This window comes from Streptomyces sp. NPDC059852 (genome assembly GCF_042731455.1).
Classification (GTDB): Bacteria; Actinomycetota; Actinomycetes; order Streptomycetales; family Streptomycetaceae; genus Streptomyces.
This window is the reverse complement of sequence record NZ_JBHWJK010000008.1, coordinates 120,206-147,078: the sequence shown is the minus strand read 5'-3', so window position 1 is coordinate 147,078 and position 26,873 is coordinate 120,206. Positions and strand designations below refer to the sequence as shown.

The following is a 26,873-nucleotide window of genomic DNA, read 5'->3' as shown; positions in this document are numbered from 1 at the left end:
CTACGCCGACGGGGCGACAGGATCGGAGGGTTCCGACGGCGCGGGATCTCCCTCCGTGTCGGTCTGGAGCCGCAGCTCGGGGGCGGGCCTGCGGAAGCCGTTGGTGATGACCGCGAGCCAGACGATGCCGATCAGAAGCCACCCGAGGCCCAGTTTGACCGCCGTCCCGCCGAGCTGGGTGATCAGGTAGACGTCGATCACGGCGCCCGCGGCGGGCAGCAGGAAGAAGGCGAGGGGCGAGTGGCGGATGCCGGAGCTCCTCTGCCGTACGGCGTAGGCGATGACGCAGAGGTTGACGAGGGTGAAGCCGAGGAAGGCGCCGAAGTTGATGAAGGACGTGGCCTCGGCGAGCGAGAGGTTCATGGCCAGCAGGCCGACCGCACCGATGATCAGTACGTTCGTGACGGGCGTGAGCAGCTTGGTGTGCAGCCGTCCGAAGACGCGCTGGGGCAGGGCGCCGTCGCGGCCCATGACGAACATCAGGCGGCTGGTGCTGGCCTGGATCGCCACGCAGGAGGCGAAGCCGCCGAGCATGCTGACGATGTTGGCGATGTCAGCGAAGGTCTGTCCGCCGACCGTGGTGAACAGCAGGTAGCCGGCGCTGTCCTCGTCGGTGAAGGAGCCGCCGGGGTGGGCCCACTGCATCAGGAAGCTGATCGCGATGAAGACGCCGCCGCCGGTGAGGACGGTCAGGATGATGCTGCGGGGGATGGTGCGCTGCGGGTCCCGCACCTCTTCGCTGAGGGTGCTCACCGCGTCGAAGCCGAGAAAGGCGTAGGCGGCGACGGCGGCGGCCGCGGTGACGGCGGAGAAGCTGGTGGCGTCGTTCCAGAAGGCGTGGACGGCCGCGGAACCGCCTCCGTGGCCGAGGCCGTGGCGCAGGCACAGGAGGGCGACGGCGAGGAGGACGGTGGTGACGCCGATCAGCAGGATGCGGTTGACCCGGTCGGCGACCTTGAGGCCGATGACGTTGATGGCGGTGGCCAGGGTCACGTTGATGGCCAGCCAGGCCCACGCCGGGACGGCGGGGAACTGGGCGTGCAGATAGATGGCCTGGAGCAGCCAGGCGACCATCGGCAGGAAGAGGTAGTCGAGCAGGAGGGCCCATCCGGCGAGGAAGCCGATGCGGGAGTCGAACTCCTTGCGCGCGTAGGTGTACACGGACCCGGAACTGGGGTGGACCCTGGCCATCTTCGCGTAGCTCAGGCCGGTCAGCAGCATCGCGCCCGTGGCGATCATGTAGGCGGTGGGGGCGGCGCCTTCGCTGGTGGCGGCGATGACGCCGAAGATCGACGTGACGACGGCGGGCGCCATGTAGGCGACGCCGAAGGCGACCACGGAGAGCACTCCGAGGTCTCCTCGCATACGGGTGGGCTGATCTGTCACGGCATTCTCGCTTCCACGAGTGTAGGACGGACCTCGTCGGACTCTCCGAGGCATGGGGCCCCGGTGGTGCGGCCGGTCCAGGTCGCGGGGTCGATCCGGCCCTGGTACAGCGGGAGGGCCAGGGGGGCGTCGTCGGGGCGGAACTGCTGCCAGGGCCTGTTCAGGGCGGCGGTGCCGTGCCGTCGGACATTGGTCACCTCGTCGAGGTCGATCACGTCGGTGAGGGTCGTGTCGCTGTCGGCCGGGGCCTCGGCGCGCACGGTGCCCTGCGGGTCGACGAGCAGGCTGCGGCCCGTGCCGACGGGGGCGGCGCAGTTGACGCTGGCGACGAAGAGCTGGTTGACGATGGCGTTGGCGCGCGCCAGTACGCATTCCTGGGAGCGGTCGCTGCCGGACGTCTGCACGAAGTTCAGCACCAGCTCGGCGCCCATCCAGGCGAGGTGGCGCGTGGTCTCGGGGAACCAGGCGTCATAACAGATCGAGAGGCCCACGCGGCCGATGCCGTCGAGCTCGAACACGGTGAACTCGGCGCCGGGGGTGACCGTCTCGTAGGGACGCCAGGGGAAGATCTTCCGGTAGGCCGCGACGCGTTGCCCGCGCGGTGAGTAGACCGGGGCGGTGTTGTGGACGCGTCCGTCGGTCCTTCGCTCGTAGACGCTGCCCGGAGCGAGCCAGATGCCGAGGTCGCCGGCGAGTTCGGCCAGGGCGCGGTCACGGGGTCCGCCCAAGGGCTCGGCGAGGGCCTCGGGGGTGCTCGCTGGGGCGTCGGTACCGATGGGGCCGCCGAGGTGGAGCTCCGGGTAGACGACCAGTGGCTGCGCTGGCAGTCCCGTGGTGCGGCGGCGCACGTCGGCGGCCAGGCCGTCCAGATCGTCGGCGGCGCGTCGGGGTGCCTGGGCGAGGACGAGGGGGAGAGGGCGCGACATGGATCACCAGATGTGTGTCGGGATTCGTTAAACGAAATTTAGTTAACGAATCACGGCAGGGTCAATAGGTAGCCGGGCACGGCCTCGGAGGCCCTGGGTGAGTGTGCGAGCATGACCGCATGGCCCGACCTCGCAACCAGACGGAACGCCGTGCACAGCTGATCGAGGCGACGGCCAGGACCGTGGTGGAACTCGGGGCCACCGCCACCAAGCTCCGGGACGTCGCCCGCGCGGCCGGCGTGACCCCCGCCTCCGTCCTCTACTACTACTCCGACATCCAGGAACTGTTCGCCGCGGTCTTCGAGCGCAGCGCCGCCACCTACTTCGTCAGCCGCGAGCGGGCCATCGCGGCGGAGAGCGGCCCGGTCGAACGCCTGTGCGCGTGCATCCGCTCCGGCGTCCCCTGGCCGGGCGAGGGCGAGCAGAGCACGCGTCTGCTCTTCGAGCTGTTCCCGGTGGCGCTCCGCAGCGAGAGCGCCGCAGAACAGCAGCGTGCCTTCACCGGCCGGCAGGCCGACCTGTACCGGCAGGTCCTCCTCCTCGGTCAGCGGAGCGGCGACTTCGACCTGCGCGGCGACGCCTCGGCCCTCGGGCGGTCCTTCGTCGCGCTGGAGGACGGCTACGCGATGGATCTGCTGGTCGGCAAGGCAACTGCCGAGGACATCGAGGACCGCCTGCTGGAGCACGCCTGCCTCGTCACGGGCGACACCGCCTTCGCCCCGGATCGGGCGCGCGCCGGCACCCACGCCCCGGACGTCCTGCTGCAGCATCTCGACGATTGACAGCAGAGGGGGACGACCACCCGGCCCGCGTCGGCGAAGGCGTCGCGACGGTGGTCCGGGCCCCGCGGGAGCGCCACCGGCCGCGGCGCCCGCCCGGGCCTCGGGCCCTGCGTGGCCCGTCCGGGGAGGGCCGTCCGGACCCACGCATCACGCGGCGGAAGCGTGGAAGACGGCATCCATGACTACGCATACGGATCCGCAGAACGCCGCCGACTTCTACGACTTCGAAGGCGCCCTGTCGCCGGAGGAGCGCAAGACCCTGGTCAGGACGCGGGAGTTCATGCGGGATCAGGTCGCGCCGCTGGTGGCGGAGCACTGGGCCGAGGGCGTCTTCCCCGAGGAACTGATCGGCAGGTTCCGGGAGAGCGGACTGGTCGGCCTGCCGTACGAGGGATACGGCGACCACAGCCCCGCCGCCAGCCACCTGCTGACGGGGATGATGGCCATGGAGATGAGCCGGGTCGACGCCTCGGTCGCCACCTTCTTCGGCGTCCACAACGGGCTCGCGATGTACGCCATCCAGGCCGGGGGCGACCAGGCCCAGCGCGACCGCTGGCTGCCCGGGATGGCCAGGATGGACACCGTCGGCGCGTTCGCGCTCACCGAACCGCTCGATGGCTCCGACATCGCGGCCGGCATGCGCACCACCGCCCGGCGCGACGGCGACACATGGGTGCTCAACGGCGCCAAGCGCTGGATAGGCAACGCGACCTTCGCCGACCACGTGGTGGTCTGGGCCCGGGACGTCGAGGACGACCAGGTCAAGGGGTTCGTCGTCGCCAAGGGCACCCCGGGCTTCACGGCGGAGAGGATCGCGAACAAGACCTCGCTGCGCATGGTCGAGAACGCGGACATCACCCTGGAGGACGTCCGCGTACCGGAAGCCGACCGGCTGCAGAACGCGTCCTCCTTCCGCGATGTCGCCGAGATCCTGCGCGCCACGCGCAGCGGCGTCGCGTGGCAGGCGCTCGGCGTGATGATCGGCGCCTACGAACTGGCGCTGCGCTACGCCACCGAACGGCAGCAGTTCGGCCGGCCGGTCGCGGGTTTCCAGCTCGTCCAGGACCTCCTGGTGAAGAGCCTGGGCAACATCACGTCGAGCTGGGGCATGCTCCTGCAACTGGCGCGGCTGCAGGACTCCGGTGTGTTCCGCGACGAGCACTCCTCCCTGGCGAAGGCCCATGTGACGGCTCGTATGCGGGAGGTCGTGGCCTGGGCGCGGGAGATCTTCGGGGGCAACGGCATCGTCCTGGACTACGACGTCGCACGCTTCTTCGCCGACGCGGAGGCGATCTACTCCTTCGAGGGCACCAGGGAGATGAACACGCTGATCGTCGGCAAGGCGATCACCGGGGAGAGCGCGTTCGTCTGACACGCGGGCCCGCCTTCGGTGCACGGGTGCGCTCCCTCGCGCATATCCCTACGTCGCGTCGGCGAGTGCCGTGCGGGCGAGATCGCGCAACCAGATGTGGGCGGGATCGGTGTCGTAGCGCTGATGCCAGGACAGATACACCGGAGCCGGTGGCAGGTCGAACGGCAGGGGCAGCAAGGCGAGTTCGAGCTGGGCGGCCATCGGGCGCGTGGTGGACTCCGGGGCCGTGACGAGGAGGTCGGAGTCGCGCACGAACGCCAGGGCCGCCGCCTCGGTGGGCGCGCTCGCCACCACGCGCCGTGTGAGGCCGAGCCGCGCGAGTGCGTCGTCGAGGACGTTGCCGAGGCGTCCTCGCCGCGAGACGGTGATGTGCTCGGCCGCGGCGTACCGTGCGGCTCCCACCGTCTTGACGCGGGTCAGCGGGTGGCCGCGCCGTACGACGACGACGTGCCGTGACTCGGCCACCCGGTCGGTGCGGATCTCGGGCGCGGCCGGAGGATCGGCGTTCGCGGCCAGGTCGACCTCGCCGCGCCTCAACTCCGGTGTGTCGATGCTCGATTCCGCGATGTAGCGCAACCGCACACCAGGCGCCTGCCGGCGCACCGCGGCGAGCAGCGCGGGTCCGCTGACCGCGACGAGCGCGTCGTGCCAGCGAAGGGTGAAGGTGCGTTCCAGCGTCGTCAGGTCGAGTTCACGGCTCGGTGCCAGCACGCCGTGCACCTGCTGCAGCAGGTCGTGCACCTGCTCCCGGACGGCGATGGCGTACGGCGTCGGCGTCATCGTGCGCCCGGTGCGGACCAGGATCTGATCCCCCGTGGCACGCCGGAGCCGACCGAGGCTCCGGCTCATCGCGGGGGCGGTGACATGCAGTCGCTCGGCCGCTCCGGCGACGCTGCCCTCCTCGAGGAGCGCGTCCAGCGCCGTGAGCAGATTCAGATCCAGTTGCATGAGAGTCATCCTAGGCGTGCTTTGCATGCACTTGTTGTTAACGGTGTCCCCTTCTACGGTCGAGAAGCGGGCGCGGCACGAGGTCTCGGATTCCGACGCCGCTGCCGCGATCGACGTCACCCTCTTTCCGACAGGAGCACCGCCATGCCCGAATCGCCGCGCGAACCGGATGGTTCACCCCATGAGGCTTTCGCCCGGGACACCGCACTTCTGGAGTCGACCGTGACCGCCGTGCGCGAGGCGGGCGCCGCGCTGCGCCGGCGCTACGGCGACGTGGTCCGCTACAAGACGCGCGACGAGCTGATGCGGGCGCTCGCCGTCAACGACGACGTGGCTCTCGGTGTTCTCCGCCCCCGCCTCACCCGACTGCGCCCCGAGGCGCACTGGGTGGAGGAGGAGCTCGACGGAGGCGCCCTGCCGCCCGGGGAGTGGTGGGTCGTGGACCCCGCCGAAGGGAACGTCAACCACCTGCACGCCCTGCCGGACTGGGCGGTGACCGCGACCCTCGTGCGGGACAACCAGCCGGCGCTCACCGTGGTCCACCTGCCGCTGACCGGCGAGACCTACACCGCGCTCGCCGGCCGGGGCGCCCACCTCGACGGCCGCCCACTGCGCGTGGCGCCCACCACGGACCTGGGCCTGGGCATCGTGGCCACGAGCCAGGCCAGGCCGGACGAGGACGAGGAAGTGGTGCGCCGGGTCGGTTCATCGATCACCTCGATGCTCTTCGACGCCCTCGTGGTCCGGACGTCCGTGCCGGCCACCCTGCACCTGCTGAACGTGGCGGCCGGGCGCATCGACGCCTTCTGGCAGTTCTCCGGCGCCCGCGCGGACCTGCTCCCCGGGGCGCTGCTCGTCAGGGAGGCCGGAGGGCACGTCTCCGACGTCGAGGGCCGCCCGTGGACCCCGCGGAGCGAGAGCTTCCTGGCCGCCGCGCCCGGCGTGCACGCCGAGGCCGCGGCCTCGCTGTCCCGTTGACCCTCACCACCAGCACGCGAAGGACCATCACCATGACCAAGATCGGCATTCTGGGCAACGGCCGAGTCGGCGGCGGCCTCGCGACGGCCCTCGCACGCGCCGGGCACGACGTGACCGTGGCGGACCGTGCGCCGGGCGCCGCAGCCGAGGCCGCACGGTCGGCGGACGTCGTCGTCAACGCCACACCGGGCGCGGGCTCCCTTGAGCGGCTCGCCGCCCTGCGCGACGAGCTCCGAGGCAAGATCCTCGTGGACGTCTCCAACGCCACCGTCGACGGGCCGGACGGGCTGCCCGCCGACCTCCTCCACCACGACTCGAGCCTCGCGGAGAAGCTGCAGCGGACGCTCCCCGACACGCACGTGGTCAAAACGCTCAACACGATGCTGCACTCGGTGATGACCGCGCCCGGGTCGCTCTCCCAGCCGGCCGGCGTCTTCCTCTCCGGGGACGACCGGGCGGCCAAGGAGACCGTTCGCGGGCTCCTGGCCGACCTCGGCTGGCGCGAGGAGTGGATCGTGGACCTCGGGGGAGTGGAGACCGCACGGGCCACCGAGGCAGCCGTCCTGTTCGTGCCGCACGTGATCCGCGCCCGCGGATTCCGGCCGTTCGCCGTCTCGGTCGTCACCTGAGCCGGCCGAGTCGGCGAGGACGAGGGCTCCTTGTGGCGGGTTCGCTCTCGATCGTGGGATGGCGCGCCTGATCGGGGTCGACCAGACCGGACGGAACGGACAGCCAGTCGTCCGACGCGACGGCCGGTTCGAAGCCCTTGCGGAAGCCGCCGTCCTTGTCCTCGAGGGAGAGCAGCATGGCGAGCCTGCCGTCCCCCAGCCACCGCAGGTGGCGTACTTGGCGGCTCTTGCTCAGCAGGTCGGTCACGCGCCCGGTCTCCAGGTGCACCGCAAGCAGCAGCCCTGGAAGTCCCACGAGTCGTCGTAGCGACCGGTACCGACGGCGACGAGCGGCAGCCCGGGGTGGGGTTCGACGGCACATACCGGGTGGCGGGAGGCGACGAAATGGCGCGGACGGAGGGTGCCGGCCTCGTACACGCCGATCCGGTGGTCGGGCCACTGGCCCGTACCGCGCCACATGATGTCCCCGCGGGGCGTGGCGGCACCGTAAGGGTTCTGTCATGTCCCGACTGCTGCAGCAGGCCCTTCCGGCCGCGTTGAATGGGTGTCGGCAGACGGACTCGACAAAGGGCGAGGTAGCGATGGGGCGCGGGCGGAACGCCTTTCAGACCAGGCCGTTGATCATTTCGGCGCTGGTGGTGGCGATGGCCGGGGTCGGCTGCGGGCTGTACTGGTTCCAGCCGTGGAAGCTCTGGCAGGACGAGACCGTCCAGGAGGCGCTGCCCGAGGCCGTGGTCACTTCCGCCGCACCCACGGCGGGGGCCGGAACACCGGCCCCGCAGGCCGCGCCGCGGACGGTGGCCCGTGGTGATCTGATCAGCCATGAGCACGCCACATCGGGCAGCGTGAAGCTCGTGGAACTGGCAGACGGCTCCCATGTCGTCCGACTGGAGGACCTCGACACCAGCAACGGGCCGGATCTCCGCGTGTGGCTGACCGACGCACCCGTGAAGGAGGGCAAGGACGGCTGGCATGTCTTCGATGACGGGAAGTACGTCAGCCTGGGCAAGCTCAAGGGCAACAAGGGAGACCAGAACTACGTCCTTCCCGACGACGTCGACCCCGCCCGCTACACCAGCGTCAGCATCTGGTGCGACCGCTTCGACGTCTCCTTCGGCGCGGCCGAACTGGCCCGCGCCTGAGGACGAACGTGGTCCCTTGACACGAGCGGCGGACGGGCGAGACGGCGCTCGACCCGCCCCGTCACCGGCCTTCACTCGTCGGCACCGAGTGCGCGGCGCCCGGAAGCGACCAACGCGTATACGTCACGGGACTTCGTGGTGGAAGCCGCGGCTCGTGGCCTCGCGGGCGGCGTGCCGCATGGCTCTGATGGTGACCTCCGACCGCCTGCGCCGCAACCAGGCGAGTGCGGACGTCGAGGGGGCGAGGTCGTCCACGTCGACGTAGCGGATGCCGGGGCGCGGGAAGTACTCACGGGCGGCCGCCGGCAGAAAACACATCGCTTCACCGGCGGCGACGGTGTGCAGAAGCGATTCCATGTCGGTGACCACCGGACCGTAGCGGACGCGGCTGCCGTCGGGGCGGGGGTCGACCGCCCAGAAGTCCCACCACGGGCGCGGGACCTGCTCGGGCATGTCGACCACCGGGACGCCGGCGAGCTGAGCCAGGGTGAGCCGGGGCAGGGTCGCCAGAGGATGGTCGGCGCTGAGACAGGCCACACGTGGCTCGGTCGCCAGGTGGTGCAGCTCGATCTCCTCCGTCACCGGAGGGCGGAGGAAGACCACGTCGGCCTCCTGCTCCACGAGCGCGGCCAGGTGGTCGCCGAAGCCGAGGTTGACCAGTTGCACCGTCGTCCCGGGGTGACGGTCCTGCAGCAGACCGAGTACGGCACGGGTGTGCGCCATGGCCGCCTCGGCTCCCATGGTGCCCACGACGACTCGGCCGGAGACCCGTCGCATCTGCGCGTCGGCGACGCGCCGCAGCCCGTCGACGGCGGCGACCGCGGCGCGGGCCTCGGGAAGCAGTGCCCGCCCTGCCTCGGTCAGAGTGATCGTCCGGCTGGTGCGCTCCAGCACGCGCACTCCCAGGCGTTTCTCCAACTCCCTGATCTGCTGGCTCAGCGCGGGTTGCGTGATGAACAGGCGCGCGGCGGCCCGTCCGAAATGAAGTTCCTCGCTCAGCGTGAGATAGAGCCGAAGCTGACGGATACTCGGCTCCTTCGACATGAACGCCCCCACGGACAGGTCCCTTTCAGCTGCGCCAACCTGCTGCCATAACGCGCACGTTATCAATCGCCAGACATCATGCGCCCGCGGTTCGCTGACACCCCTGTGCTCACCGTGTGATAGTCGACGGGCCGTCAGTCGATCAGCCGGCGGGGCCCGTCCGGTGGGCCGCACCGGCCGCGCTCGCGGTGCTGCCGGACTCCGGCACACGGTGCCGGCAGTCGCGCAGTACTCACCGTCCGTCGCTCAAGGGGAGGCATCGTCATGACCAGACGTGTCATTGCCAAAGCAGCCTGTACTGCCGCCGCCGGCTTGCTGCTGGCAGGAGGAGTGTCAGTCGCCACGCCGGGTACGGCACTGGCGGCCCGGTCCGACTGCGAGGGCGGAAGGAACGGCTTCCGCGACATCGCCGACAGCACGGTAGGTGTCCCCGCCGGACCAGGGGACAAGGTGCTGCGTCCCGGTGACCCGCAAGGGCTGGTCGGGCGCATCAGTCTGCGGGCCGTCAAAATCGACGGCCAGATCCACGGATTCGCGGCGCTCACGGTCCCGCGTGCCGGAGACGACGTCTGGATGGACTGGACGCTGAACGGCAGGGACGTCCACGTCCAGTGCGGGCCCTTCCGGGCGGGTGTCGACGGGTGGCAGCTGACCAGCGCGGCGAAGGTGACGGACAACAGCCCGAACTACCGGTTCCGCGCCTGTGGTGGCGGAGGCGGCCAGGCGGTGCAGTGCACGGACTGGTGGTAGCCGAACCGGCCGCCGGGGGGCGGCACGGCTCGGCACGACGGCCCGGCCGACGAGAGGAGGAACCAGTGCGCGAATCCCTGCTCGGCTTGTTCGTGGCGGTGGCGGCCGTGCTCGCGGTGGTGCCGTTCGCGAGCGCCGACCAGAGCCGGACGGTCGCCTGCTGCGGACAGCCGCCCGGTCACCCGTGAACGGCCGCGGCCGCGTCACCGATCGAGTACCTCGTCGGCACCCGTGACGCGGGGACCGGGGTCGTGCACTCGGCCGGTGCCCGCGGCCGGCCCGGCGTATCCTGCGAGCGTGGAGCTGCGCTTCGGGATACGGCGGTCGGACTCGCCCTGGGTCGACAGCGTATGGACCTGCACCAGCGAGCGGGTCACGACGATGACGTCCGTCGCGGGTGTGCGCTGGGGCCTGGTGTTCTGGGAGCAGGACGGCAGGCCGTACGCGGCCGTCACCGGCCCCGAGACCCGCACGGGAACGGCACCCGTCCCGGAAGGCGCCGCCTTCACCGGCATCGAGTTCGCCGTCGGCACCTCGCTGCGGGTCATGCCCACACCGCGGCTGGTCGACGGCGGCGTCGAACTCCCCGACACCACACGCCGGACGTTCCGACTGGACGGCACCCGCTGGCGGACACCGGGTGCCGATGACGCGGAGGCCCTGGTGGAGCGGCTGGTCGACGCCGGGATCGTGGCGCGTGACCCGCTCGTCACCGAGGTGCTGCGCGGCCACGAACCGGCGGTCTCGGGCCGGACCGTCGAGCGCCGTTTCCGGGCCGCCACCGGTCTGACGCGCGGGGCCGTGCGGCAGATCGAGCGGGCCCGTACGGCGGCGGAGCGGCTGGCGGCCGGTGACTCGGCCGCCGACGTCGTCGCCAAGTTCGACTACTTCGACGAACCTCACCTCGCCCGGGCCCTGCGCACCTACGTGGGCCGTACCGCCGGACAACTGCGTGACGGTACGGGGGGCGCGATCGCACTGGACCTGGCTCAGCGCTCGACGTCGTAGACGAGCTTCAGGATTCCGTTGGAATAGCTCTCCGACTCCCGCAGGGACAGCATCTGCTTGTCACGGTCGGCCCGGTGGAACAGGCTCTTGCCGGCGCCGAGGAGGACGGGGAAGACGAGCAGGTTGTACTGGTCGATCAGGCCGGCCTCCGACAGCCGCCGCGCCAGGTCGGCGCTTCCGTGGATGTAGACGGCGCCGCCCTCGCTCTCCTTGAGCTCGGCGACGTCTTCCGTCGAGCGCAGGATCGTCGACGGCCCCCACCCGTCGACGAGGGCTTCGTCCGGCAGCGTGCTCGACACCACGTACTTGGGCAACTCCTTGTAGGAGGCGTGGTCCTCGGAGGCGGGCCAGACCGCTGCGAAAGCCTCGTAGCTGCGCCGGCCGAACATCAGCGCCGTCGTGTCGGCGAGTTCCTCGGCCTTCAGCGACCAGGCTTCCGGGACGAACTCGAGGTCCTTCACGACCCAGCCGCCGCTGCGGTGTCCTTCCTCGGGCCCACCGGGCGAGTCCAGAACGCCGTCGAGCGACATGAATCCGGTGTAGACCAGCTTGCGCATCTGCGTCTCCTCATCAGGGCTGAGCTCCTGACCTCAGGCTAGGTCCAGGCCGCGGCGCCGTCTTGGACGAAAGCGACACGGGTGGGGCATGCCGGCCGCGAAGAGACACGTACGCGCCGTTCAGTGTGCGCCCTCCGCAGCCACTGGCCGGGTGGACGGGGTGTCGCCCGCCGCGGCCTCCGGGGCCGACACCCCGTCGGCGGTCTCCCTCCGCGCGGCCCGTGTCATCCCGACGCCAGCGAGGACCACGGCCATGCCGAGCACCACCCTGAGGCCCAGGTTCTCGCCGAGGACGATCGCACCCAGGAGAACGGAGACCACCGGCAGGAGGTACCCGATGACGGCCGCGTCGGTGGCTCCCTCGTCGTTGATGACGCGGTAGGTGAGGTGGAACGTGATCGCGGTGCACAGGACACCGAGGGCGAGGGCCGCGATCACGACCACGGGCCCGGTGCCGACCGGCTCCAGACCGCCCAACGGCAGGGCGAGACCGGTCAGTCCGCTGGCCGCGACGAGCTGCCCGGCCGAGAGGGAGAGGGTGGGCGTTCCCTTCCCGACGAGGGTGCGGCCCATGTACGTGAACGCTACGGCGTAGCTGGCGGCCGCTCCGAGGATGGCGAGAGCGCCCCAGCCGATCCCTTCCGTCGTCTGCCAGGGCGCGAAGACGAGGAGCACACCGGCGAAGCCGAGGCCGAGGCCCGCGAGGCGGACCGGGCTCGGACCTCGTTCCGAGCCCAGGGCGAGTCCGAGGATCATCGACCAGAGCGGCGTCGTGGCGTTGAGGACGCCGGCGAGACCCGAGTCGACGGTCTGCTGCCCCAGGCTGAACAGGGCGAACGGCAGGGCGTTGCAGAAGAAGGCCGCGACGACGATGCGGCGCCACACGGTGGCCCCCCGTGGAAAGCGCCGGCCCGACACCCGGCAGGCGACGGCGAGGACGAGTGCGCCGAGGACGCAGCGGACGAACGCCACCTGGAGCGGGGAGAGCCCCCGGAGCGCGAGCTCGGTCCAGAGGAAGGTCGAGCCCCACAGCAGGGCCAGCACCACCACCCGCGCGACGCCCCTCACACTCCGCGTACTCATGCTGTGCTCCTCCACCAGTCCGACGGCCCGTCCGATCTCGGGTCCTACGACCGTGCCGCAGCCCGGACGTGAGAACAAGCGAATAGTTCTACCCAGATCGTTAAGCTGGACTACATGCTTGATGTGAGGCGACTGCAGGTCCTGCGCGCGGTGGTCACGAGCGGCACGGTCACCGCCGCCGCGGCCCACCTGGGCTACACACCGTCCGCCGTCAGCCAGCAGATCGCGGCCCTGGAGAGACAAGCCGGCACGGCACTGCTCGAGCGGGTCGGCCGGGGTGTGCGGCCCACGGCCGCCGGCCTGCTGCTGACCGAGCACGCGGCCCTGATCAGCGCGGCGGTGGCACGGGCGGAGAGCGCCCTCGCCGACCTCCGCGCCGGGCGCACGGGTCGCCTGTCCGTACGCTATTTCGCCACCGCGGGGTCCACCTTGGTGGCCCCGGCCCTGGCCCGCCTCCGCGACGAGCACCCCGACGTCCGTGTCGACCTTCGGCTCAGCGATCCTGACGACCCCTTCGAGGACGTGGCGCGAGGCCGTGCGGACCTGGCCGTGGTGGTCCGGTCGCCCGACCACGCGGGCGACGACCTCCGACTCGTCCGGCTGCTCGACGACCCGTATGCCGCCGTACTGCCCCGCGACCATCCCCTCGCCGGCGAGGAGATCGTCGACCTGCACCAACTGTCCGGCGAACAATGGGTCGGCAGCGAGCCTCCCGGGCCGTGTCTGGAACCGGTGCTCGACTCCTGCGCGGCGGCGGGATTCAGTCCTGATTTCGTCGTCCAGAGCGAGGACTACGCCACCGCCCAGGGCTTCGTCGCGGCGGGACTCGGCGTCGGCCTCATGCCGATGCTGGGACTGCGCGCCCGTCACCCGGGGGTCGTCGTACGCCGGGTACGGGGCCCCGAACCGTTCCGGGTGATCTCGGCGGCCGTACGGGAGATCGCCTTCGAACATCCCGCGCTGCGGGCCCTGGTGAAGGCGCTCCGGGGCGCAGCCCGTCTCACCGACGCTCCGACGCAGGAGGCGACCGCCACGACGGCCCCGGAGCTCTGACGATGGTCGGAAGACCGCCGTCGGTCCTGGGTACCGACGCAGGACGAGGACCATCCGGGCCCTCCCGTCCCGGAACGGTGTCCCAGGCACCCCATGTTCCCGCAGGTCAGAGGGCATGGGACGGTTCCATGGTGTCGGGTCGTCCGTCAGTCGTTGCGTTCGACCGCCGTGACCGTCGATGCTTCTGGTGTCGCGGCGACGAGGTTCGGGCTGACCAGCCGGCCTTGCCGCGGCATTCACGTCCACGCACTCATCCACGGGGGAACACCCATGTCCATGCGCAGCCGAACCAGCGCTCTCACCGCACTCGCCGTCGCCGCCCTGACCGCGGGCACGGTCCTCACGGCCCCGTCGGCCGGCGCCGCGCCCAAGGCCGCCGTACCCAAGTTCCTGTCGGCCACCCAGCTCCCGCCGCATCCGACGTCGGCGTGGACCGCCGGGCCGGTCACCGAAGGGTTCCCGGAGGGCCTCGGTCTCTGCGTGAGCACGGAGGGCGTGCCCTCCTACGAGTACCGGAACCGGGAGTTCTGGACCGATCTGGACACCGGCGCCGTCCAGTTGACCGTCGTGGCGGACTCAGCCGCTCTGGCCAAGGCCCTGGCGAAGCACTACGACGACCTGATCCGCACCTGCGCCGAGCGCATCGAGGCATCCTCGCCCGATGTCGAGGCCGAGGTCCGGGACTACGGCACGCTGCCCGTCGAGGAGGGCGCTCGCGTGCGCGGTCTGCACACCGAGACGTCGTGGGGGGCCAACGACGTCGCGCTGCTGTCGGTCGGACGGGACGGCAACACGGTCACCGTCGTCAAGTGGGGCCAGATGGGCGACTTCGACGACGCCCCCGTGACCGCCTTCAAGAAGACCACGACCACGGCTGTGAACAAGCTGTACTGACCGGGCGGTCACGCCAACGGTGGCCACGGCCGTCCCTTCGGCACGGAGAGCGGAGCGAGGGACGGCCGTGCCCGTGCTGCGCGGAGGCGGTCGTGACCGGTCCGGCTCTTCCCGGCTGTCTCACCCTGTGCGGGAAGTAGGCTGCCCAGGCCCGGCCCCGTCACGGGGGCAGGCCGACCAGGGGGTGAGTGACCTGATAGCCCGTCATCGTCCAGTGACGACCACACCGGTGGCCCGGCGGGTGACCAAGGCTCTCGGGCTGACAGCCGTCGCGGCGACCGTGCTGGCGGTGGTGCTGTTGTCGCCGTTGGTGCTGGAAGGGATCTCCGGCTCCCGAGGTGTGGACTGGAACCGGCTGAGCCAGGTCGGCGCCGCGTACGGCTTCACGTCGGCCATCGTCTCGGCGCTGGCGCTGGCCGGTGTCGCCCTGTCCTTGATCGTCCAGAACCGGCAGGCCCGGGCGGAGCAGATCCAGGCGATCCGCAGTTATTACCTGGAACTGGTCCGGCTGGAGCTCGACGACCAGGCGCTCTTCCAGCCCGTCTGGGGTGCCACGGACATCGTCGATCCGGACGACCAGAAACGGCATGTGTACGCCGACCTGATGATGAACTACGCGTGGATGGGCTTCGAGATCGGGACGATCTCCGAGAGCCTGCTGCGGGACATGGTCGCCGGAATGTTCTCAGGACGAGCGGGGCGGGAGTACTGGAGCAGGGCTCACCCGTCGTGGACGGCACGGTCCTCCGCGAGCCGTGTCGGTCGGCGCTTCGTGAGCGTGGTGGGCGAGGAGCACGCCCGTGCCGTCGCCATCGGACCCCCGCCCCGCGCTCCACGTCCTTCCGGACGGCCTCCCGCACCCGCCCCGCGGGTACCGCGCCGATGGCAGGCCCCGGCCGGCGCCTTGATCGGTCTGGGGTCCGGTCTCGCCCTCGGATCCCTTCTCCGTCGTCGACGCTGAACGCCGACTCTCCGCACGGAGCCCCCATGTGCCGAGTCGGGAGGCCGGCCGGCGGACTGGGACCGCACCCCGGACAAGGGGCACTGACAGGGGCCGGCCACGGGTGCTGCACGTCCGCCGCGCCATCACGGTGGTCTTCACCCGACCGAGCAGGGTGTCGGTGACCGGAGGCCGTGTCCGCCGCGTGACGATGGAGCCGCACCTCACGAGCCGTGCCACCGGGTGCTGCGGGAGGCGGCGACACGAGCCGCAAGGACCAAGGACGGGCAACGTGCACGACAGTCCGGAAGAGCCCGAGGGCCGCTGGGCCCGCTTCCGCGGGACGCCCCTGTGGCCGGCGACCGTGCTCTCGCTCATCCTGGCCGTGGCGGCCGGGCTGTTCGCCTGGTCGTACACCTACACCATGGCCAATCCGACGCCTCGCCGGATCCCGACGGCCGTCGTCGGGTCGTACGAGGACGCGCGGGCCCGGGCCTTCCTGGCGGGGATGGGCAAGGCGCTCGACTCCTCGCTGCACACGCGCGCCTACGACTCGCGGGAAGCGGCGCTGGAAGCCGTCGAGGAACAACGCGTCTTCGCGGTCTTCGAAGCGCGCGACGACGGACGGCGCGTGCTGCTGGACGTGACGTCGGCGTCCGGTGCGTCCGTGGCGGAGCTGCTGAGGCAGTCGGCGCCCGCGGTGGGACGGGCGACCGGGGTGTCGGTGACCGTCCGGGACGTCAATCCGCTCCAGAAGGGCGACCCGCGCGGCCTGGCCATCTTCTACATCTCGCTCGCCGCCGTGGTCATCGGCTTCGTCGGCGCGATCCAGCTCAGCGTGCACGCCCGGGCGCTCACCGCCGCCGAGCGCATCGCCTTCACGGCCGGCTACGCGCTGCTCGGCGGATTCGCCATCGCAGCGGCCGTGGACTGGCTGCTCGGCGCGCTGGACCTGCCGTTCGTGGAGTCGTGGCTGATCCTCGCGCTCACCATGTTCGCCAGTGGCATGACCTTCACCATGTTCAACACGTGGATGGGCCGATGGGCGATGATCCCGACCTGGGGTGTGATGGTCGTGCTGGGCAACCCGTCGTCGGGCGGCGCGGTGTCGTGGCCGCTGCTGCCGTCGGCGCTGGGCGTCATCGGACGGTGGCTGCCGCCCGGCGCCTCGGTCAACGCCCAGCACACGGCGGTGTACTTCGCCGGGCACCAGCACGCCTTCCCGTTCCTGGTGCTGGCCGGCTGGGCGCTGGTGTCCTGCGCGGTGTTCCTGATCTGGCAGCATCGCCACCCGGGCGGGCGGGAGCGCCGGCCGGCGGACGACGCGGCACCCGGGAGCGGCGGATCCTGACACCGGCGCCCGGACCGTCGGCGCCGGTGGCAGCCAGGCCGGCCGCCGGGAGTGCCGGAAACAGGGGTCCCAGGCCGTGTCGCCGGGAAGAATGGCCGCCATGACGCACGAAGGCTCCGCCATCGATCCGACCAGACCCAGCATCGCCCGTGTCTACGACTACCTGCTCGGCGGCAAGGACAACTACGCCGTGGACCGCGAGATCGGCGACACGTTCAAGCGCGACCTGCCAGGTTCGGTGGCCATCGCCTTCGCCAACCGTGCGGCCCTGATCCGGGCGGTCGGAGAGATCGCGAAGACCACGGGCATCCGGCAGTTCATGGACCTGGGCAGTGGTCTGCCCACCGCGGACAACGTCCACCAGGTCGCGCAACGGCACGCTCCCGAGTCCCGGGTCGTCTACGTCGACACCGACGCCCAAGTACTGGTCCACGGCCGGGCGCTTCTGGAGAACAACGACCTGACCCGTGTCGTCGCGGTGGACGTGCGCGACCCCGAAGGCATCCGCCGCCACCCCGCCACGCTCGAGATGATCGACTTCTCCCGCCCCGTCGCCGTCATCCTCAGCGCCATCCTTCACCACGTGAACGACGACGAGGACCCGGCCGGCATCGTCCGCTACTGGCGCGATCAGGTCCCGTCCGGCAGTTGCTTCTTCCTCAGTCACTTCCGCTCCGGCGACAATCCCGAGACCGTGGCGGCCGAGAAGGTGCTCCAGCAGACCTTCGGCCGCGGACGGTGGCGCACCGACGCGGAGATCGGCGCCCTGCTGGACGGCCTGGAGATCCTCGACCCGGGGATCGTCCCCGCGCCCCTGTGGCGGCCGGACGAGTCCGACCGAGCGCGAGGCGAAGAGGACCTCACGGTCTGGGAACGCCTCATCGTCGCCGGCATGGCCCGGAAGACCTGAGGCGTCCGCCCTGGCGGGGGCGTGCCGCGCCTCGACGTCGGTGCCGAGACGGGACGTATGGCCGCACGGTGGCGGGTCCGGTCGGACCGGAGGCCGGAATGGCCGGCGCGCTCACCACTCCCGGAACGGTCTCGTCGGGTGCGGCGGACGGGTGGCCGGACGAGGATGGACGGATACGAGTTTCTCGGTGAAGGAGTGGGGCATGGCGCAGGCGGACACCGGCGTGGAAGAAGTCGATCTTCTCGTCGTGGGGGGTGGCAAGGGTGGCAAGACCCTCGCCATGGACATCGCCCGCGCGGGCGGACGTGTGGCCATGGTGGAGCGAGGCATGATCGGCGGTACGTGCATCAACGTGGCGTGCATCCCCACCAAGAGCCTGGTCACCAGTGCCAGGCTTCTCGACAGCCTGAGCCGGGCGGAGCAGGTCGGCGTCCGTACCGACAAGGCCGTGGCCGACCTGGCCCTCCTGCGTGAGCACAAGGAAGGCGTGGTGGGGGGCATGGTCGACCTCAACCACCGCCAGTTCATCGACAGCGGTATGGATCTCATCCTGGGTACCGCCCGTTTCACGGGTGAGCGCACGGTGCGGGTCGAGCTGAACGACGGCGGCACCCGGGTCCTGCGCGGCAAGGACGTGGTGATCAACACCGGTACCACCCCCACGATGCCGGACATCCCCGGGCTCGCCGGGACAGAGCCCTTCACGAGCGAGACGCTCCTGCGTCTGGAGCGGCTTCCGGAGCACCTGGTCGTCATCGGCGGCGGCTACGTCGGGCTGGAGTTCGCCCAGATGTTCGCCGCGTTCGGCAGCCGGGTCACGGTGCTGCATCGCGGTGACCGGGTGTTGCCGCGGGAGGACTCCGACATCTCGGAGGCGCTGACCGGGTTCCTCGGGGAAGCGGGTGTGGACCTGCGCACGGGCGTCAAACCCATCGGAGTGTCAGGCGGCCCCGGCGGCGTCACCGTGGACCTCGGTGATCGGGGCGAGGTCACCGGGACGGACCTGCTGGTGGCCGTCGGCAGGGAACCGGTGACGGGCGATCTCGACCTGGAGGCCGCCGGTGTGCGGACGGACGCGCGTGGTTTCGTCCAGGTGGACGACCGGTTGGCGACTACGGCCCCGCACACCTGGGCGGTCGGCGACGTCGCGGGCAGCCCGCAGTTCACGCACGTCTCGCTGGACGACTACCGCATCGTCAAGGCGAACATCGCGGGCGGTGACAGGCGAACCTCCCAGCGGCTGGTGCCCTGGAACCTGTTCACCACACCCGAACTGGCACGGGTCGGCATGACCGAGACCGAGGCCCGGGCCGCCGGCCACGACGTGCGGATCGCCCGGATGCCGGTCGCGGCCATTCCGCGAGCCCGCACCCTCCGGGACACGCGCGGCCTCTGGAAGGCCGTCGTGGACCGGGACAGCGAGCGCATTCTGGGCGTCGCCCTGCTCGGTCCGGACGCCTCCGAGGTACTGACGGTCGTTCAGACGGCCATGCTGACAGGCGCTCCGTACACGCTGCTCAGGGACTCGATCATCGCTCATCCGACGATGGCGGAGGGCCTGAACATGCTCTTCAACGCCTGGACCGACTGATCCACAGCCCTTCGGCCGCGCGGGCGCGGCCGAACACCACATCACGAGGGAGGGATCCCATGTCGAACTCCGAAGCAGACGCCGAGAGGCAGATCCTCGGCCGTATCCAGGAGATGATCAGCCAGGAGAAGGACCTGCGCGACCGCCTGGCCGAGAACACCGTCGACCAGCCGACCGAGCACGAACGACTGGCCCGGCTGGAGACGGAACTCGACCAGTGCTGGGACCTGTTGCGTCAGCGCCGCGCCCGGGCCGCGGCCGGGCAGGACCCCGCCGAGGCGCAGGTGCGCCCGGCCTCACAGGTGGAGGGCTACCTCTCCTGAACCCGGCTTCGAGGAGACCGGTCCCCACCTGCTCCTGCAGGCGGGGACCGGTCTCCGTAAGAGACGACTGACGCCCAAGGCGACCAGGACCCAGCGATCAGGACGCTCAGGGAGAGCGGGCGGCGACGGCCGTCCACTGCCGAGCCGGGGCTTCCCGACCCGTCAGGCCGCCATCAGCGCCGCCATGGCGCGGTCCATCGCGGCGTTGAACTCCTCCGGCGTCAGGGGTAGACGCGCCTTGACGTCCCGGCTCCACTGGTCGGCGAGGACCTCGGCCGCGCCCGCCTCGACACCGTCGAGCGCCGCAGCGGCCAGATCCGAGGGAGCGATCTTGTCCACGGGCCAGCCCGCGGCCATGTCGGTGTCGGCCAGGCCGAGGTGCACCGCGGTGACGAGCGTCCCCTGCTCGGCGAGTTCCAGGCGGACGCCGTTGGTCATGGCCCAGGCGGCTGCCTTGGACAGGTGATAGGCGCCGGCGCCTCTGCCCCCGAACCACGACATGGCGGAGAGGACGTTGACGATCGCACCCCCGCCGTTTCGGGCGAGCACCGGAGCGAACCCCCGGATCATGTCCAGGTGGCCGAACATGTTGGTCTCCAGCTCGTGCCGCACCGCGTCCAGCGAACCGGTCACCAGGTCGGTCCCCGTACTGACTCCCGCGTTGTTGACGAGTATCGAGACGTCCGGGGCGGCCTCGGCAGCGGCCCGCACGGATGCGGGATCGGTGATGTCGAGGGGGAGGACCTCGACCCCGGGCAGGTCTACGGCCTCCGGTCGGCGGGCCGTCGCGTAGACCTTGCGGGCCCCCCTTTCGAGCAGGCTCTGGGCGAAGGCGCGGCCCAGGCCGCGGTTGGCTCCGGTGACAAGGGCGACGGAGTTGTTGATGTCCATGTCCCGTACGCTAAAACCTGACGCCAACGTCAGAGGCAAGTGCCGGCGGTCAGAGCCTGGGTGAGAGGAAAACCGATGTCCGTCACGATGGACGCGACCGAGCGGTTGATCCGCATCGGAGAGGTGGCACGGGGCGCGGGCGTCTCGGTGCGCGCCGTGCGCTACTACGAGCAGCAGGGGCTGCTCACCGCGGAGCGCAGCCCGTCCGGCCAGCGCCTGTACCGGCAGGACGCCATCGCCCTGGTCCGCTTCTTCCAGCAGATGTTCGCCGCGGGCCTGACCAGCCGAAGGATCACCGAACTCCTGCCGTGCTGGGACTCCGGGCACACGGACGCCGATCAACGAGCCATGCTGCGCGCCGAGCGCGAGCGCATCCAGGCCAAGATCGAGGACTTGGAAGCCGCACGGGATCGCCTCGACGCCGTCATCGCGATCACGGACACGCACCCGTAGCCGCGCGGTCGGCGACACGTCTCGGCCCGCGCGATGAGCTCGCGCGCGGGCCATCCTCTGTGGTCCGGCTGTCGGACGCGTGGGCGCGGGGTCGTCAGGGGCGAGCTGCGGGGTCGACGCGGAGGACGCTGCCGCCGATGGCGAAGACGTACAGTTCGCCACGGCCGCCCTGTGCGAAGGAGATGACCTCGCCGCCGTTGACCCCGAGGTCGTTCACGGCTGTCACCTTGCCGTTCTTCAACCGCAGTGAGCGGATGGTGCCGTCGCAGTAGTCGCTGAAGACGTACTGGCCCTTCAGCGCCGGGATCGCCCTGCCCCGGTAGACGTAGCCACCCGTCACCGAGCAGCCGAAGTTGCCGCGGTCGTATTCGTGGACCGGCGGTACGTGGTTCGCGGGCTCCGTGCCGCCACGGAAGGGATGGGTGCCCTCCATCTGGCCCCAGCCGTAGTTCTCTCCGCCCTTGCTGCTCGCGGGGGCCCAGTCGATCTCCTCCCAGTCGTTCTGGCCGACGTCACCGATCAGCAGGTCGCCCGTGCCCGCGTCGAAGGAGAACCGCCAGGGATTGCGCAGTCCGTACGACCAGATCTCGCCCCTGGCGCCCGGGGTGTTCACGAACGGGTTGTCCGCCGGGATCGCGTACGGCGTGCCGCCCCTGGGGTCGATCCTCAAGAGCTTGCCGAGCAGTGTGCCGAGGTTCTGTCCGTTGCCGTGCGGGTCGCCGCCGGAGCCTCCGTCGCCGAGCGCGATGTACAGGTAGCCGTCGGGGCCGAACTTGATGTCGCCGCCGTTGTGGTTCGCGTAGGGCTGCGCCTGGGTGAGGACGGTGCGGCGGGTGTGCGGCTGGATCTTTCCGCCGCGTACGGCGAACTCGTCCACCGTGCTGGTGCCTTCGAGGTTCGTGTACGAGATGTAGAAGTGGGCGTACCTCCTGTCGAACGCGATACCGAGGAGCCCGCGTTCGCCGTCGGTGGTGGTCTCGGCGGATATGTCCAGGACGGGCCTGCCGAGACCCTGGTCGCCGAGGACCCGGACCGTGCCCGCGCGTTCGGCGATCCAGAGCCTCCCTCCGGGTCCGGCGGCGCCGGCCGTGGGGTTCTTGGCCGTGGCCACGTTCGTGAGGGTGATGCGCGCCGCCTGCCGCGCGGCAGCGGGCTCGTCGGCGGACGCCGTGGTCAGGGCGAGGGAGGCGACGAGACAGATGGTGCCGATGATCGCCGAGCTTCTGGTGCGAACTCTCACCGTGTTCCTCCTGGAGGCGGTGAATCGGCAGGTCGCGTGACTGCCCCGGCCTGTTGTGCGGGATCGTCTGCGACAGCACGCGATCTGTGGGGGGTGTGGGGAGTGAACCGTGTGCTACCGGCCGGATACGGATGAGGATACGTTGACCGCCGCCCTTGGTATAGACCAACTGCGCCCTGAAGGTCGAACGGGAGCGTCGCCACGTTCAGGTCACGTGGCTGTCGGCCGTTGCCGGACACCTCCCTCCGCGTGATACGCGCTGCTCCTCTCCACCTTCGCCACGTGCAGCGTGTAGCTCTGGTACCACTCGGCACGGCCGCGCCTCTGCGCCGCGCGGTGTTCGGCGTGGCTCCGCCACTCGGCCAGCGCCTCGGCGTCGCGGAAGTATCCGACCGTGATCCCCAACCCTCCCGGGGTCTGGGCGTGGTCCATCCCGAGGTAGCCGGGGATGTCCCTCACGAGGCTCTCCATGCGGGCGTTGGTCTCGGCGTAGCCGCTCTGTTCCTGGGAGCGCACTGTCGTGAAGACGGCGACGTAGTAGGGGGGTTCGAAGGCCTCCACCGGCAGGACGGGGAGTTCGGAGTGATCGTTCATGTCGCCACACTGAGGCAGGACGGCGTCCGAGATCCACCGTTCGGTCAGGATCGGGTGGCCGACCGCCGCTACTCGTCGATCGCCGCCCCGAACCGAGCATCGGCCGCGGGTGCGCCGAGCCGGGCACCACCGTAGTTCCAGGTGCCCGCGGCGGTGAGCCCCGAGGACGAGGCGGGGAGGACCCAGACGAAGCCGTCGTTGGTGTTCTCGCCCGGTGCGGAGGCCAGCAGACCGAAGAGGCCGTCCTTGTTCGCGTCGATGAGCCGGACCTGGCCGCCCCAGCGGTCCGAGGCCTCCGCCACGCCGGGGATGCCGGCATGCTGCTGGTCGAAACTCTTCGCTCCCACATGCGTGAGCCCGCCGCGGTCGCCGCGCAGCACCCACACCGCGCCCGCGTCGGACACGCTGCCGACGTCCTCGCCGGGTGCGCCGACGGCGAGGTCCGGGTGCCCGTCGCCGTCGGTGTCGCCGGCGGACAGGTCGGCGCCCCACTGGTCGCCCGTCTCGGCCACCCCCGGGACGCCCACGGAGTCCTGGGTCCAGTACTGCGCGGGCTCCGGTTCAAGACCGGACAGGTCTCCGCGGCCCAGGTAGAGGGCGATTCCGCCGCCCTTGGGCGAGCCTGTTCCCGTGTCGCCGACGACGAGGTCGTCCTGCCCGGTTCCGTCCCAGTCGCCGGAGACGATCGCCGGCCCGCCGGGGAAGGTGCCGCCGTCGCCCATGTCCTCGACGTCCGGCGCGCCGTGCAGCACCCGCACCGAGCCGGTGCCCGCGCGCTCACCGGTCGTCACGCCGGAGACGGCGAGGTCGGCCCAGGGGTCCTCGTTGTAGTTGCCGTGGGAGAGACCGCGGAACGTGAATCCGGTGCCCGCCGGCGCGAAGTCCCGCGCCTCCACGCTGAGGTGCGACATCGTGACCCGCCGGCCTGCCTCGCCGGGGGAGGCGGTGAAGAACAGGAGGGCGTCGTCCTCCAGGACGGCTATCGAGTCACGCGGGTCGGCGTCCGGTCGTGCCGGGTCGGGCGCGAAGTAGCGTGCCGCTTCGATCGCCCGGCCGAAGTGCGCACCGGCCCGAAGCGCGTCGCCGTTCTCCAGCCAGGTGCTGTCGGTGCCGCGCAGCCCGTCCGGCGAGCCCCAGAAGACGGTGGCGGCACCCGTGTCGGAGAGCCCCGCCAGGTCCTCGCCGGGGATGCCGACGACGACGTCGTCGTAGCCGTCGTCGTCCAGGTCTCCGGAGGCCACGGCCCGGCCGAAGCCGTCGCCGCTCTCGGCGCCGCCGGGGACGCCGGAGACGTTCTGGTGCAGGACGGTCCTCCTGGTGGTGCTGAGGCCACCGGACGAGCTGTACTGCACACTCACGTAGCCGGCCCGCGCGGCGCCGCCGACCGTGGCCCCCGGCGCGCCGGTCAGCACGTCGTCGTAGCCGTCACCGTCGAAGTCGCAGTTGCGCTGCTGCCAGCCGATCGACGGGAAGGGCACCGCGGCCTCTGCGGCGGGAGCAGTGACGACCGCCCCGCCAGCGACGACGAGGAGCACCGCGGCCGTGACGACCGCGCTTCTGATGTGACGCACTGGAGAACCTCCCTGGCCCTCGGGATCTGTCGCGGCGTCCTGCTCGACGACGCCCCGCACGGCGCGGGACCGATCCAGGGCCCGACGTCCCGTGCGCTGAGCGGGTCCGTGCCGCACCCACCCGGAAGCACGCTCACTCCACAAGACAGCCGGGGCACGGTCACGGTTGTACGCCCCGTCGAACGTTCCGGCCATCAACACGGGGTGGGTGTCGGCGTAATGGTGGACGCCGGGGGGCGCTGCGAACCGGTCTCGGAGCGTTGCCGGATTCGCTAGGGTCTGCCCCATCGGCACCGGGCGTCAGGCGCGTCGCACGGGTTCTGGGGAAGCCGACGGGGGAGGACCACCATGAGTACATCGCGCGGAAGTCTGGCCGATCACCCGGTCATCGTCATCATCGGCCTCGTCGCCGCCGTGGTGGGCCTGATCGTCGGCGTGAAGGAGCTGAAGGGGGAGGACCCCGCTCCGCCGTCGGTCGCGGGTCCCACGGCGACCGACACCTTCACGGCCCCGACCACGCCGGAGGTCCCGCGCACGCCCCCTTCGCAGGAGGAGGACACGCCTGCGCCGGACGACGAGCCGGAGGCCCCCGAGCCGACGCGTGATCCCGTGACCCGGCCCGTCGAGGAGGACACTCCCGAAGCGGCCGTCGTCCAGACCCCGGGGCACACGGGTGCTCTGACCGTCCGGATCAAGCTGGGCTCGTCCGGGAAGACGGGGCCCGACACCTACCGCGCGGGGTCACGGCCCGGTGCCGACACCGAGGTCTACGACGACACCGGGCGGCTGGACCGCGGCTGCTACGTCAAGTGGACGCTGAGCCGTGGTTCCGAGGTGGTGCGGCGGGTCACGAGCGGGCGATGCCGGCCGCCGAGCATCACGCTCTTCAACTTCGAGGACAGCCTGGACGAGCCCGGGTCGTACACCTTGACGGCGGACGTCTCCACGGACTGGCGCCAGACGGGCACCGAGTCGGTCGCCTTCGAGGTCGTACCCGGCTGAGGTGGCGCGGGCAGGGGAAGGCGACGCGCGCCCATCGATGCGGCCTCGCCTCGCCGGGGACGCCGGCCGCCGCACCCTTCACGCGGACCCTGACCGGCCATGTGACGTGGCGCCCCGTGCCGCCCCCTGCTTCGTGTTCGAGTCCCACAGCGGCCGGGTGCCGAACCCCGCGACATCCAGGGCGAGTTCGGCATACATCGCGTTGGCCCAGGAGAACCACGGGCGGGTGAACCGGTGGGGGTCGTCCTTGTGGAACGACTCGTGCATGGCGCCCGTGCCGGCGTCGGTCGCGAGCAGCGTGCGCAGTGCCGTGACGCGCTCTGCCGGGTCGTCGCTGGTCAGTCCCTGTACGGCGATGCCGATGGGCCAGATGTGCCCGTCAGGTGTGTGCGGGCTGCCGATGCCTTCGGCCGCGTCTCCCCGGTACCAGGTGGGGTTGGCCGGTGAGAGCGCGAATCTCCTCGTGGCGAGGTAGAGCGGGTCGGTCGGGGCGATGTTCGCGACGAGGGGGAGGGAGAGCAGTCCGGGCATGTTCGCGTCGTCCATCAGCAGGGCGTTGCCCCTGCCGTCCACCTCGTACGCGTAGATCGTGCCGAACTCGGGGTGCTCCACGGTGCCGTGCCGCACCGTGGCTGCTCGTAGCTCAGCCGCCAATCGGGCCGCGTCCGCGACGAGTTCGGTGTCGCGGACCTGGTGCGCCAGTTCCGCCGCGCCGTCGAGTGCTGCGGCGGCGCACAGGTTCGCGGGGATGTTGTACCCGTAGCGGCACGCGTCGTCGCTGGGCCGGAAGCCGCTCCAGGTCATCCCGGTCCGGCCGACGGGGGTTCCTCGTCCCCCGTTCGGGAGGGTGTCGCTCGGTGGACCGCTGTGCCGCACGAAGCGGTACGCGGAGTGGTTCTCATGGTCCTGCTCCGTGCGCCACACCTCGATGGCGGTGCGCGCCGCGCGGAGCGTCTGCGGCAGGTGGTCGGTTCGTCCGCTGGCCGCCCAGAAGCGATGAGCGAGCAGGAGCGGGAAGGCGAGGGAGTCGACTTCGTACTTCTCCTCCCACACCCAGGGGTCGTCGCACAGGTCTTCCCGGTCATGAGCCCGCCCCGACGGTTCCGCGTTGAAGGCGTTGGCGTAGGGGTCGTGTGCGATCTGCTGGAACTGACGGCGCAGCACCGCGAGCAATAGGTCCTGCAGCGCGGTGTCGTCACGCAGCAACGCCAGGTAGGGCATCATCTGCGTCGAGGAGTCGCGGAGCCACATGGCGGGGATGTCTCCGGTCACGACGAAGGCGGAGCCGTCGGGCATCGGCCGGATGGTCCGGGCCAAGGTGTCGTCCAGGCAGCGCACCAGCGTCCGGCCGAAGCGTGGGTCGCCGAGGTCATCGAGTCGGTGGACGGCGCGTCGCACGACGGGGTGGTCCGCGACGCTGGTGGGGAAGTCCGGGGATCGCATGGGGAAGTCCTT

Annotated in this window: 29 protein-coding genes; 17 read left to right on the top strand and 12 right to left on the bottom strand. The window is 71.0% G+C overall.

Annotated features, from left to right (window positions below; all coding sequences use genetic code 11):
- On the bottom strand, positions 1-1,347 hold the full coding sequence (locus tag ACFV46_RS13275; RefSeq protein ID WP_385498162.1) for an APC family permease: 1,347 nt from the start codon (positions 1,345-1,347) through the stop codon (positions 1-3).
- A gap of 35 nt (positions 1,348-1,382) precedes the next feature.
- Positions 1,383-2,312 (bottom strand): carbon-nitrogen hydrolase family protein, encoded by a 930-nt coding sequence (locus tag ACFV46_RS13270; protein ID WP_385498161.1) that lies wholly within the window; start codon positions 2,310-2,312, stop codon positions 1,383-1,385.
- 119 nt (positions 2,313-2,431) lie between these two features.
- On the opposite strand from ACFV46_RS13270, the gene ACFV46_RS13265 reads away from it, so the two are divergent.
- Both ACFV46_RS13265 and ACFV46_RS13260 read left to right on the top strand, forming a co-directional pair.
- Complete coding sequence (locus ACFV46_RS13265) at positions 2,432-3,094, top strand: TetR/AcrR family transcriptional regulator (RefSeq protein ID WP_385498160.1); 663 nt, start codon at positions 2,432-2,434, stop codon at positions 3,092-3,094.
- 178 nt (positions 3,095-3,272) lie between these two features.
- A complete protein-coding gene (locus ACFV46_RS13260; RefSeq protein ID WP_361929909.1) occupies positions 3,273-4,466 on the top strand; it encodes an acyl-CoA dehydrogenase family protein in 1,194 nt (397 codons plus the stop codon).
- A gap of 48 nt (positions 4,467-4,514) precedes the next feature.
- Here ACFV46_RS13260 and ACFV46_RS13255 read toward each other — a convergent pair whose 3' ends face one another.
- Complete coding sequence (locus ACFV46_RS13255) at positions 4,515-5,414, bottom strand: LysR family transcriptional regulator (RefSeq protein WP_283288519.1); 900 nt, start codon at positions 5,412-5,414, stop codon at positions 4,515-4,517.
- A 144-nt stretch (positions 5,415-5,558) separates the two neighbouring features.
- Between ACFV46_RS13255 and ACFV46_RS13250 the strand changes: the two genes are divergently transcribed.
- Together ACFV46_RS13250 and ACFV46_RS13245 are read left to right on the top strand one after the other, a co-directional pair.
- Entirely contained in the window at positions 5,559-6,392 is an 834-nt protein-coding gene (locus tag ACFV46_RS13250) for an inositol monophosphatase family protein (RefSeq protein WP_385498158.1), read from the top strand.
- Between the two features lie 32 nt (positions 6,393-6,424).
- Entirely contained in the window at positions 6,425-7,021 is a 597-nt protein-coding gene (locus ACFV46_RS13245; RefSeq protein ID WP_385498156.1) for an NADPH-dependent F420 reductase, read from the top strand.
- Here the strand turns inward: ACFV46_RS13245 and ACFV46_RS13240 are convergent.
- Positions 7,014-7,268, bottom strand: a complete 255-nt coding sequence (locus ACFV46_RS13240; protein WP_385498155.1) for a hypothetical protein — start codon at positions 7,266-7,268, stop codon at positions 7,014-7,016. The two genes, ACFV46_RS13245 and ACFV46_RS13240, sit on opposite strands and share 8 nt — an antisense overlap.
- Before the next feature lie 334 nt (positions 7,269-7,602).
- On the opposite strand from ACFV46_RS13240, the gene ACFV46_RS13235 reads away from it, so the two are divergent.
- Positions 7,603-8,163 carry a DM13 domain-containing protein gene (locus ACFV46_RS13235; protein ID WP_385498294.1) on the top strand — a complete coding sequence of 187 codons (561 nt, stop codon included), beginning with the start codon at positions 7,603-7,605 and terminating at the stop codon, positions 8,161-8,163.
- A 123-nt stretch (positions 8,164-8,286) separates the two neighbouring features.
- On the opposite strand, the gene ACFV46_RS13230 is transcribed toward ACFV46_RS13235, so the two are convergent.
- Positions 8,287-9,207 (bottom strand): LysR family transcriptional regulator, encoded by a 921-nt coding sequence (locus ACFV46_RS13230; RefSeq protein WP_283288510.1) that lies wholly within the window; start codon positions 9,205-9,207, stop codon positions 8,287-8,289.
- Between the two features lie 330 nt (positions 9,208-9,537).
- On the opposite strand from ACFV46_RS13230, the gene ACFV46_RS13225 reads away from it, so the two are divergent.
- The 3 genes from ACFV46_RS13225 (at position 9,538) to ACFV46_RS13215 (ending at position 10,965) form a co-directional block, all read left to right on the top strand.
- Positions 9,538-9,957 (top strand): hypothetical protein, encoded by a 420-nt coding sequence (locus ACFV46_RS13225; protein WP_283288509.1) that lies wholly within the window; start codon positions 9,538-9,540, stop codon positions 9,955-9,957.
- A gap of 65 nt (positions 9,958-10,022) precedes the next feature.
- Positions 10,023-10,145, top strand: a complete 123-nt coding sequence (locus ACFV46_RS13220) for a hypothetical protein (protein WP_283288508.1) — start codon at positions 10,023-10,025, stop codon at positions 10,143-10,145.
- A 109-nt stretch (positions 10,146-10,254) separates the two neighbouring features.
- The gene (locus tag ACFV46_RS13215) at positions 10,255-10,965 is read left to right on the top strand and encodes a helix-turn-helix domain-containing protein (RefSeq protein ID WP_385498153.1); all 711 of its coding nucleotides are present in this window, start codon (positions 10,255-10,257) and stop codon (positions 10,963-10,965) included.
- On the opposite strand, the gene ACFV46_RS13210 is transcribed toward ACFV46_RS13215, so the two are convergent.
- A complete protein-coding gene (locus ACFV46_RS13210; protein WP_283288505.1) occupies positions 10,947-11,522 on the bottom strand; it encodes a dihydrofolate reductase family protein in 576 nt (191 codons plus the stop codon). The genes ACFV46_RS13215 and ACFV46_RS13210 overlap by 19 nt on opposite strands.
- Before the next feature lie 120 nt (positions 11,523-11,642).
- Positions 11,643-12,605 carry a DMT family transporter gene (locus tag ACFV46_RS13205; protein ID WP_385498152.1) on the bottom strand — a complete coding sequence of 321 codons (963 nt, stop codon included), beginning with the start codon at positions 12,603-12,605 and terminating at the stop codon, positions 11,643-11,645.
- A 114-nt stretch (positions 12,606-12,719) separates the two neighbouring features.
- Here ACFV46_RS13205 and ACFV46_RS13200 point away from each other — a divergent pair, with 114 nt between their 5' ends.
- The 7 genes from ACFV46_RS13200 to ACFV46_RS13170 all read left to right on the top strand — a co-directional run bounded on the left by ACFV46_RS13200 (position 12,720) and on the right by ACFV46_RS13170 (position 19,667).
- Positions 12,720-13,658 carry a LysR family transcriptional regulator gene (locus ACFV46_RS13200; protein WP_383653069.1) on the top strand — a complete coding sequence of 313 codons (939 nt, stop codon included), beginning with the start codon at positions 12,720-12,722 and terminating at the stop codon, positions 13,656-13,658.
- 270 nt (positions 13,659-13,928) lie between these two features.
- The gene (locus ACFV46_RS13195) at positions 13,929-14,552 is read left to right on the top strand and encodes a hypothetical protein (RefSeq protein ID WP_385498151.1); all 624 of its coding nucleotides are present in this window, start codon (positions 13,929-13,931) and stop codon (positions 14,550-14,552) included.
- Positions 14,553-14,766: 214 nt separating this feature from the next.
- Positions 14,767-15,513: a DUF6082 family protein gene (locus ACFV46_RS13190; protein ID WP_385498150.1), complete on the top strand. Its 747-nt coding sequence runs from the start codon at positions 14,767-14,769 to the stop codon at positions 15,511-15,513.
- A 271-nt stretch (positions 15,514-15,784) separates the two neighbouring features.
- Positions 15,785-16,843, top strand: coding sequence for an ABC transporter permease (locus tag ACFV46_RS13185; RefSeq protein WP_283288500.1), 1,059 nt, complete (start codon positions 15,785-15,787; stop codon positions 16,841-16,843).
- Between the two features lie 100 nt (positions 16,844-16,943).
- Complete coding sequence (locus ACFV46_RS13180) at positions 16,944-17,753, top strand: SAM-dependent methyltransferase (RefSeq protein ID WP_283288498.1); 810 nt, start codon at positions 16,944-16,946, stop codon at positions 17,751-17,753.
- A gap of 202 nt (positions 17,754-17,955) precedes the next feature.
- Positions 17,956-19,344 carry a dihydrolipoyl dehydrogenase family protein gene (locus ACFV46_RS13175; RefSeq protein ID WP_385498148.1) on the top strand — a complete coding sequence of 463 codons (1,389 nt, stop codon included), beginning with the start codon at positions 17,956-17,958 and terminating at the stop codon, positions 19,342-19,344.
- A 59-nt stretch (positions 19,345-19,403) separates the two neighbouring features.
- The gene (locus ACFV46_RS13170) at positions 19,404-19,667 is read left to right on the top strand and encodes a DUF2630 family protein (protein WP_385498146.1); all 264 of its coding nucleotides are present in this window, start codon (positions 19,404-19,406) and stop codon (positions 19,665-19,667) included.
- A 162-nt stretch (positions 19,668-19,829) separates the two neighbouring features.
- Here the strand turns inward: ACFV46_RS13170 and ACFV46_RS13165 are convergent, their stop codons facing one another.
- The gene (locus ACFV46_RS13165; protein WP_385498145.1) at positions 19,830-20,558 is read right to left on the bottom strand and encodes an SDR family oxidoreductase; all 729 of its coding nucleotides are present in this window, start codon (positions 20,556-20,558) and stop codon (positions 19,830-19,832) included.
- Positions 20,559-20,633: 75 nt separating this feature from the next.
- On the opposite strand from ACFV46_RS13165, the gene ACFV46_RS13160 reads away from it, so the two are divergent.
- Positions 20,634-21,011, top strand: coding sequence for a MerR family transcriptional regulator (locus tag ACFV46_RS13160; RefSeq protein ID WP_376726377.1), 378 nt, complete (start codon positions 20,634-20,636; stop codon positions 21,009-21,011).
- 94 nt (positions 21,012-21,105) lie between these two features.
- Here ACFV46_RS13160 and ACFV46_RS13155 read toward each other — a convergent pair whose 3' ends face one another.
- The 3 genes from ACFV46_RS13155 to ACFV46_RS13145 all read right to left on the bottom strand — a co-directional run bounded on the left by ACFV46_RS13155 (position 21,106) and on the right by ACFV46_RS13145 (position 24,416).
- The gene (locus ACFV46_RS13155) at positions 21,106-22,251 is read right to left on the bottom strand and encodes a PQQ-dependent sugar dehydrogenase (protein ID WP_385498144.1); all 1,146 of its coding nucleotides are present in this window, start codon (positions 22,249-22,251) and stop codon (positions 21,106-21,108) included.
- 210 nt (positions 22,252-22,461) lie between these two features.
- The gene (locus ACFV46_RS13150) at positions 22,462-22,845 is read right to left on the bottom strand and encodes an antibiotic biosynthesis monooxygenase (protein WP_361929870.1); all 384 of its coding nucleotides are present in this window, start codon (positions 22,843-22,845) and stop codon (positions 22,462-22,464) included.
- Positions 22,846-22,913: 68 nt separating this feature from the next.
- The gene (locus ACFV46_RS13145) at positions 22,914-24,416 is read right to left on the bottom strand and encodes an FG-GAP repeat protein (protein WP_385498143.1); all 1,503 of its coding nucleotides are present in this window, start codon (positions 24,414-24,416) and stop codon (positions 22,914-22,916) included.
- 348 nt (positions 24,417-24,764) lie between these two features.
- Here ACFV46_RS13145 and ACFV46_RS13140 point away from each other — a divergent pair, with 348 nt between their 5' ends.
- Complete coding sequence (locus ACFV46_RS13140) at positions 24,765-25,418, top strand: hypothetical protein (RefSeq protein ID WP_283288489.1); 654 nt, start codon at positions 24,765-24,767, stop codon at positions 25,416-25,418.
- Positions 25,419-25,496: 78 nt separating this feature from the next.
- On the opposite strand, the gene ACFV46_RS13135 is transcribed toward ACFV46_RS13140, so the two are convergent.
- Positions 25,497-26,861: a glycoside hydrolase family 125 protein gene (locus ACFV46_RS13135; protein WP_385498140.1), complete on the bottom strand. Its 1,365-nt coding sequence runs from the start codon at positions 26,859-26,861 to the stop codon at positions 25,497-25,499.
- Positions 26,862-26,873 lie beyond the last annotated feature (12 nt).

Coding starts and splice junctions, on each gene's coding strand:
- ACFV46_RS13265 (WP_385498160.1), top strand. CDS start 2,432: ATGGCCCGACCTCGCAACCAGACGGAACGCCGTGCACAGCTGATCGAG.
- ACFV46_RS13175 (WP_385498148.1), top strand. CDS start 17,956: ATGGCGCAGGCGGACACCGGCGTGGAAGAAGTCGATCTTCTCGTCGTG.
- ACFV46_RS13195 (WP_385498151.1), top strand. CDS start 13,929: ATGTCCATGCGCAGCCGAACCAGCGCTCTCACCGCACTCGCCGTCGCC.
- ACFV46_RS13170 (WP_385498146.1), top strand. CDS start 19,404: ATGTCGAACTCCGAAGCAGACGCCGAGAGGCAGATCCTCGGCCGTATC.
- ACFV46_RS13260 (WP_361929909.1), top strand. CDS start 3,273: ATGACTACGCATACGGATCCGCAGAACGCCGCCGACTTCTACGACTTC.
- ACFV46_RS13210 (WP_283288505.1), bottom strand. CDS start 11,522: ATGCGCAAGCTGGTCTACACCGGATTCATGTCGCTCGACGGCGTTCTG.
- ACFV46_RS13245 (WP_385498156.1), top strand. CDS start 6,425: ATGACCAAGATCGGCATTCTGGGCAACGGCCGAGTCGGCGGCGGCCTC.
- ACFV46_RS13180 (WP_283288498.1), top strand. CDS start 16,944: ATGACGCACGAAGGCTCCGCCATCGATCCGACCAGACCCAGCATCGCC.
- ACFV46_RS13230 (WP_283288510.1), bottom strand. CDS start 9,207: ATGTCGAAGGAGCCGAGTATCCGTCAGCTTCGGCTCTATCTCACGCTG.
- ACFV46_RS13235 (WP_385498294.1), top strand. CDS start 7,603: ATGGGGCGCGGGCGGAACGCCTTTCAGACCAGGCCGTTGATCATTTCG.
- ACFV46_RS13140 (WP_283288489.1), top strand. CDS start 24,765: ATGAGTACATCGCGCGGAAGTCTGGCCGATCACCCGGTCATCGTCATC.
- ACFV46_RS13160 (WP_376726377.1), top strand. CDS start 20,634: ATGTCCGTCACGATGGACGCGACCGAGCGGTTGATCCGCATCGGAGAG.
- ACFV46_RS13270 (WP_385498161.1), bottom strand. CDS start 2,312: ATGTCGCGCCCTCTCCCCCTCGTCCTCGCCCAGGCACCCCGACGCGCC.
- ACFV46_RS13165 (WP_385498145.1), bottom strand. CDS start 20,558: ATGGACATCAACAACTCCGTCGCCCTTGTCACCGGAGCCAACCGCGGC.
- ACFV46_RS13150 (WP_361929870.1), bottom strand. CDS start 22,845: ATGAACGATCACTCCGAACTCCCCGTCCTGCCGGTGGAGGCCTTCGAA.
- ACFV46_RS13200 (WP_383653069.1), top strand. CDS start 12,720: ATGCTTGATGTGAGGCGACTGCAGGTCCTGCGCGCGGTGGTCACGAGC.
- ACFV46_RS13250 (WP_385498158.1), top strand. CDS start 5,559: ATGCCCGAATCGCCGCGCGAACCGGATGGTTCACCCCATGAGGCTTTC.
- ACFV46_RS13255 (WP_283288519.1), bottom strand. CDS start 5,414: ATGCAACTGGATCTGAATCTGCTCACGGCGCTGGACGCGCTCCTCGAG.
- ACFV46_RS13135 (WP_385498140.1), bottom strand. CDS start 26,861: ATGCGATCCCCGGACTTCCCCACCAGCGTCGCGGACCACCCCGTCGTG.
- ACFV46_RS13205 (WP_385498152.1), bottom strand. CDS start 12,605: ATGAGTACGCGGAGTGTGAGGGGCGTCGCGCGGGTGGTGGTGCTGGCC.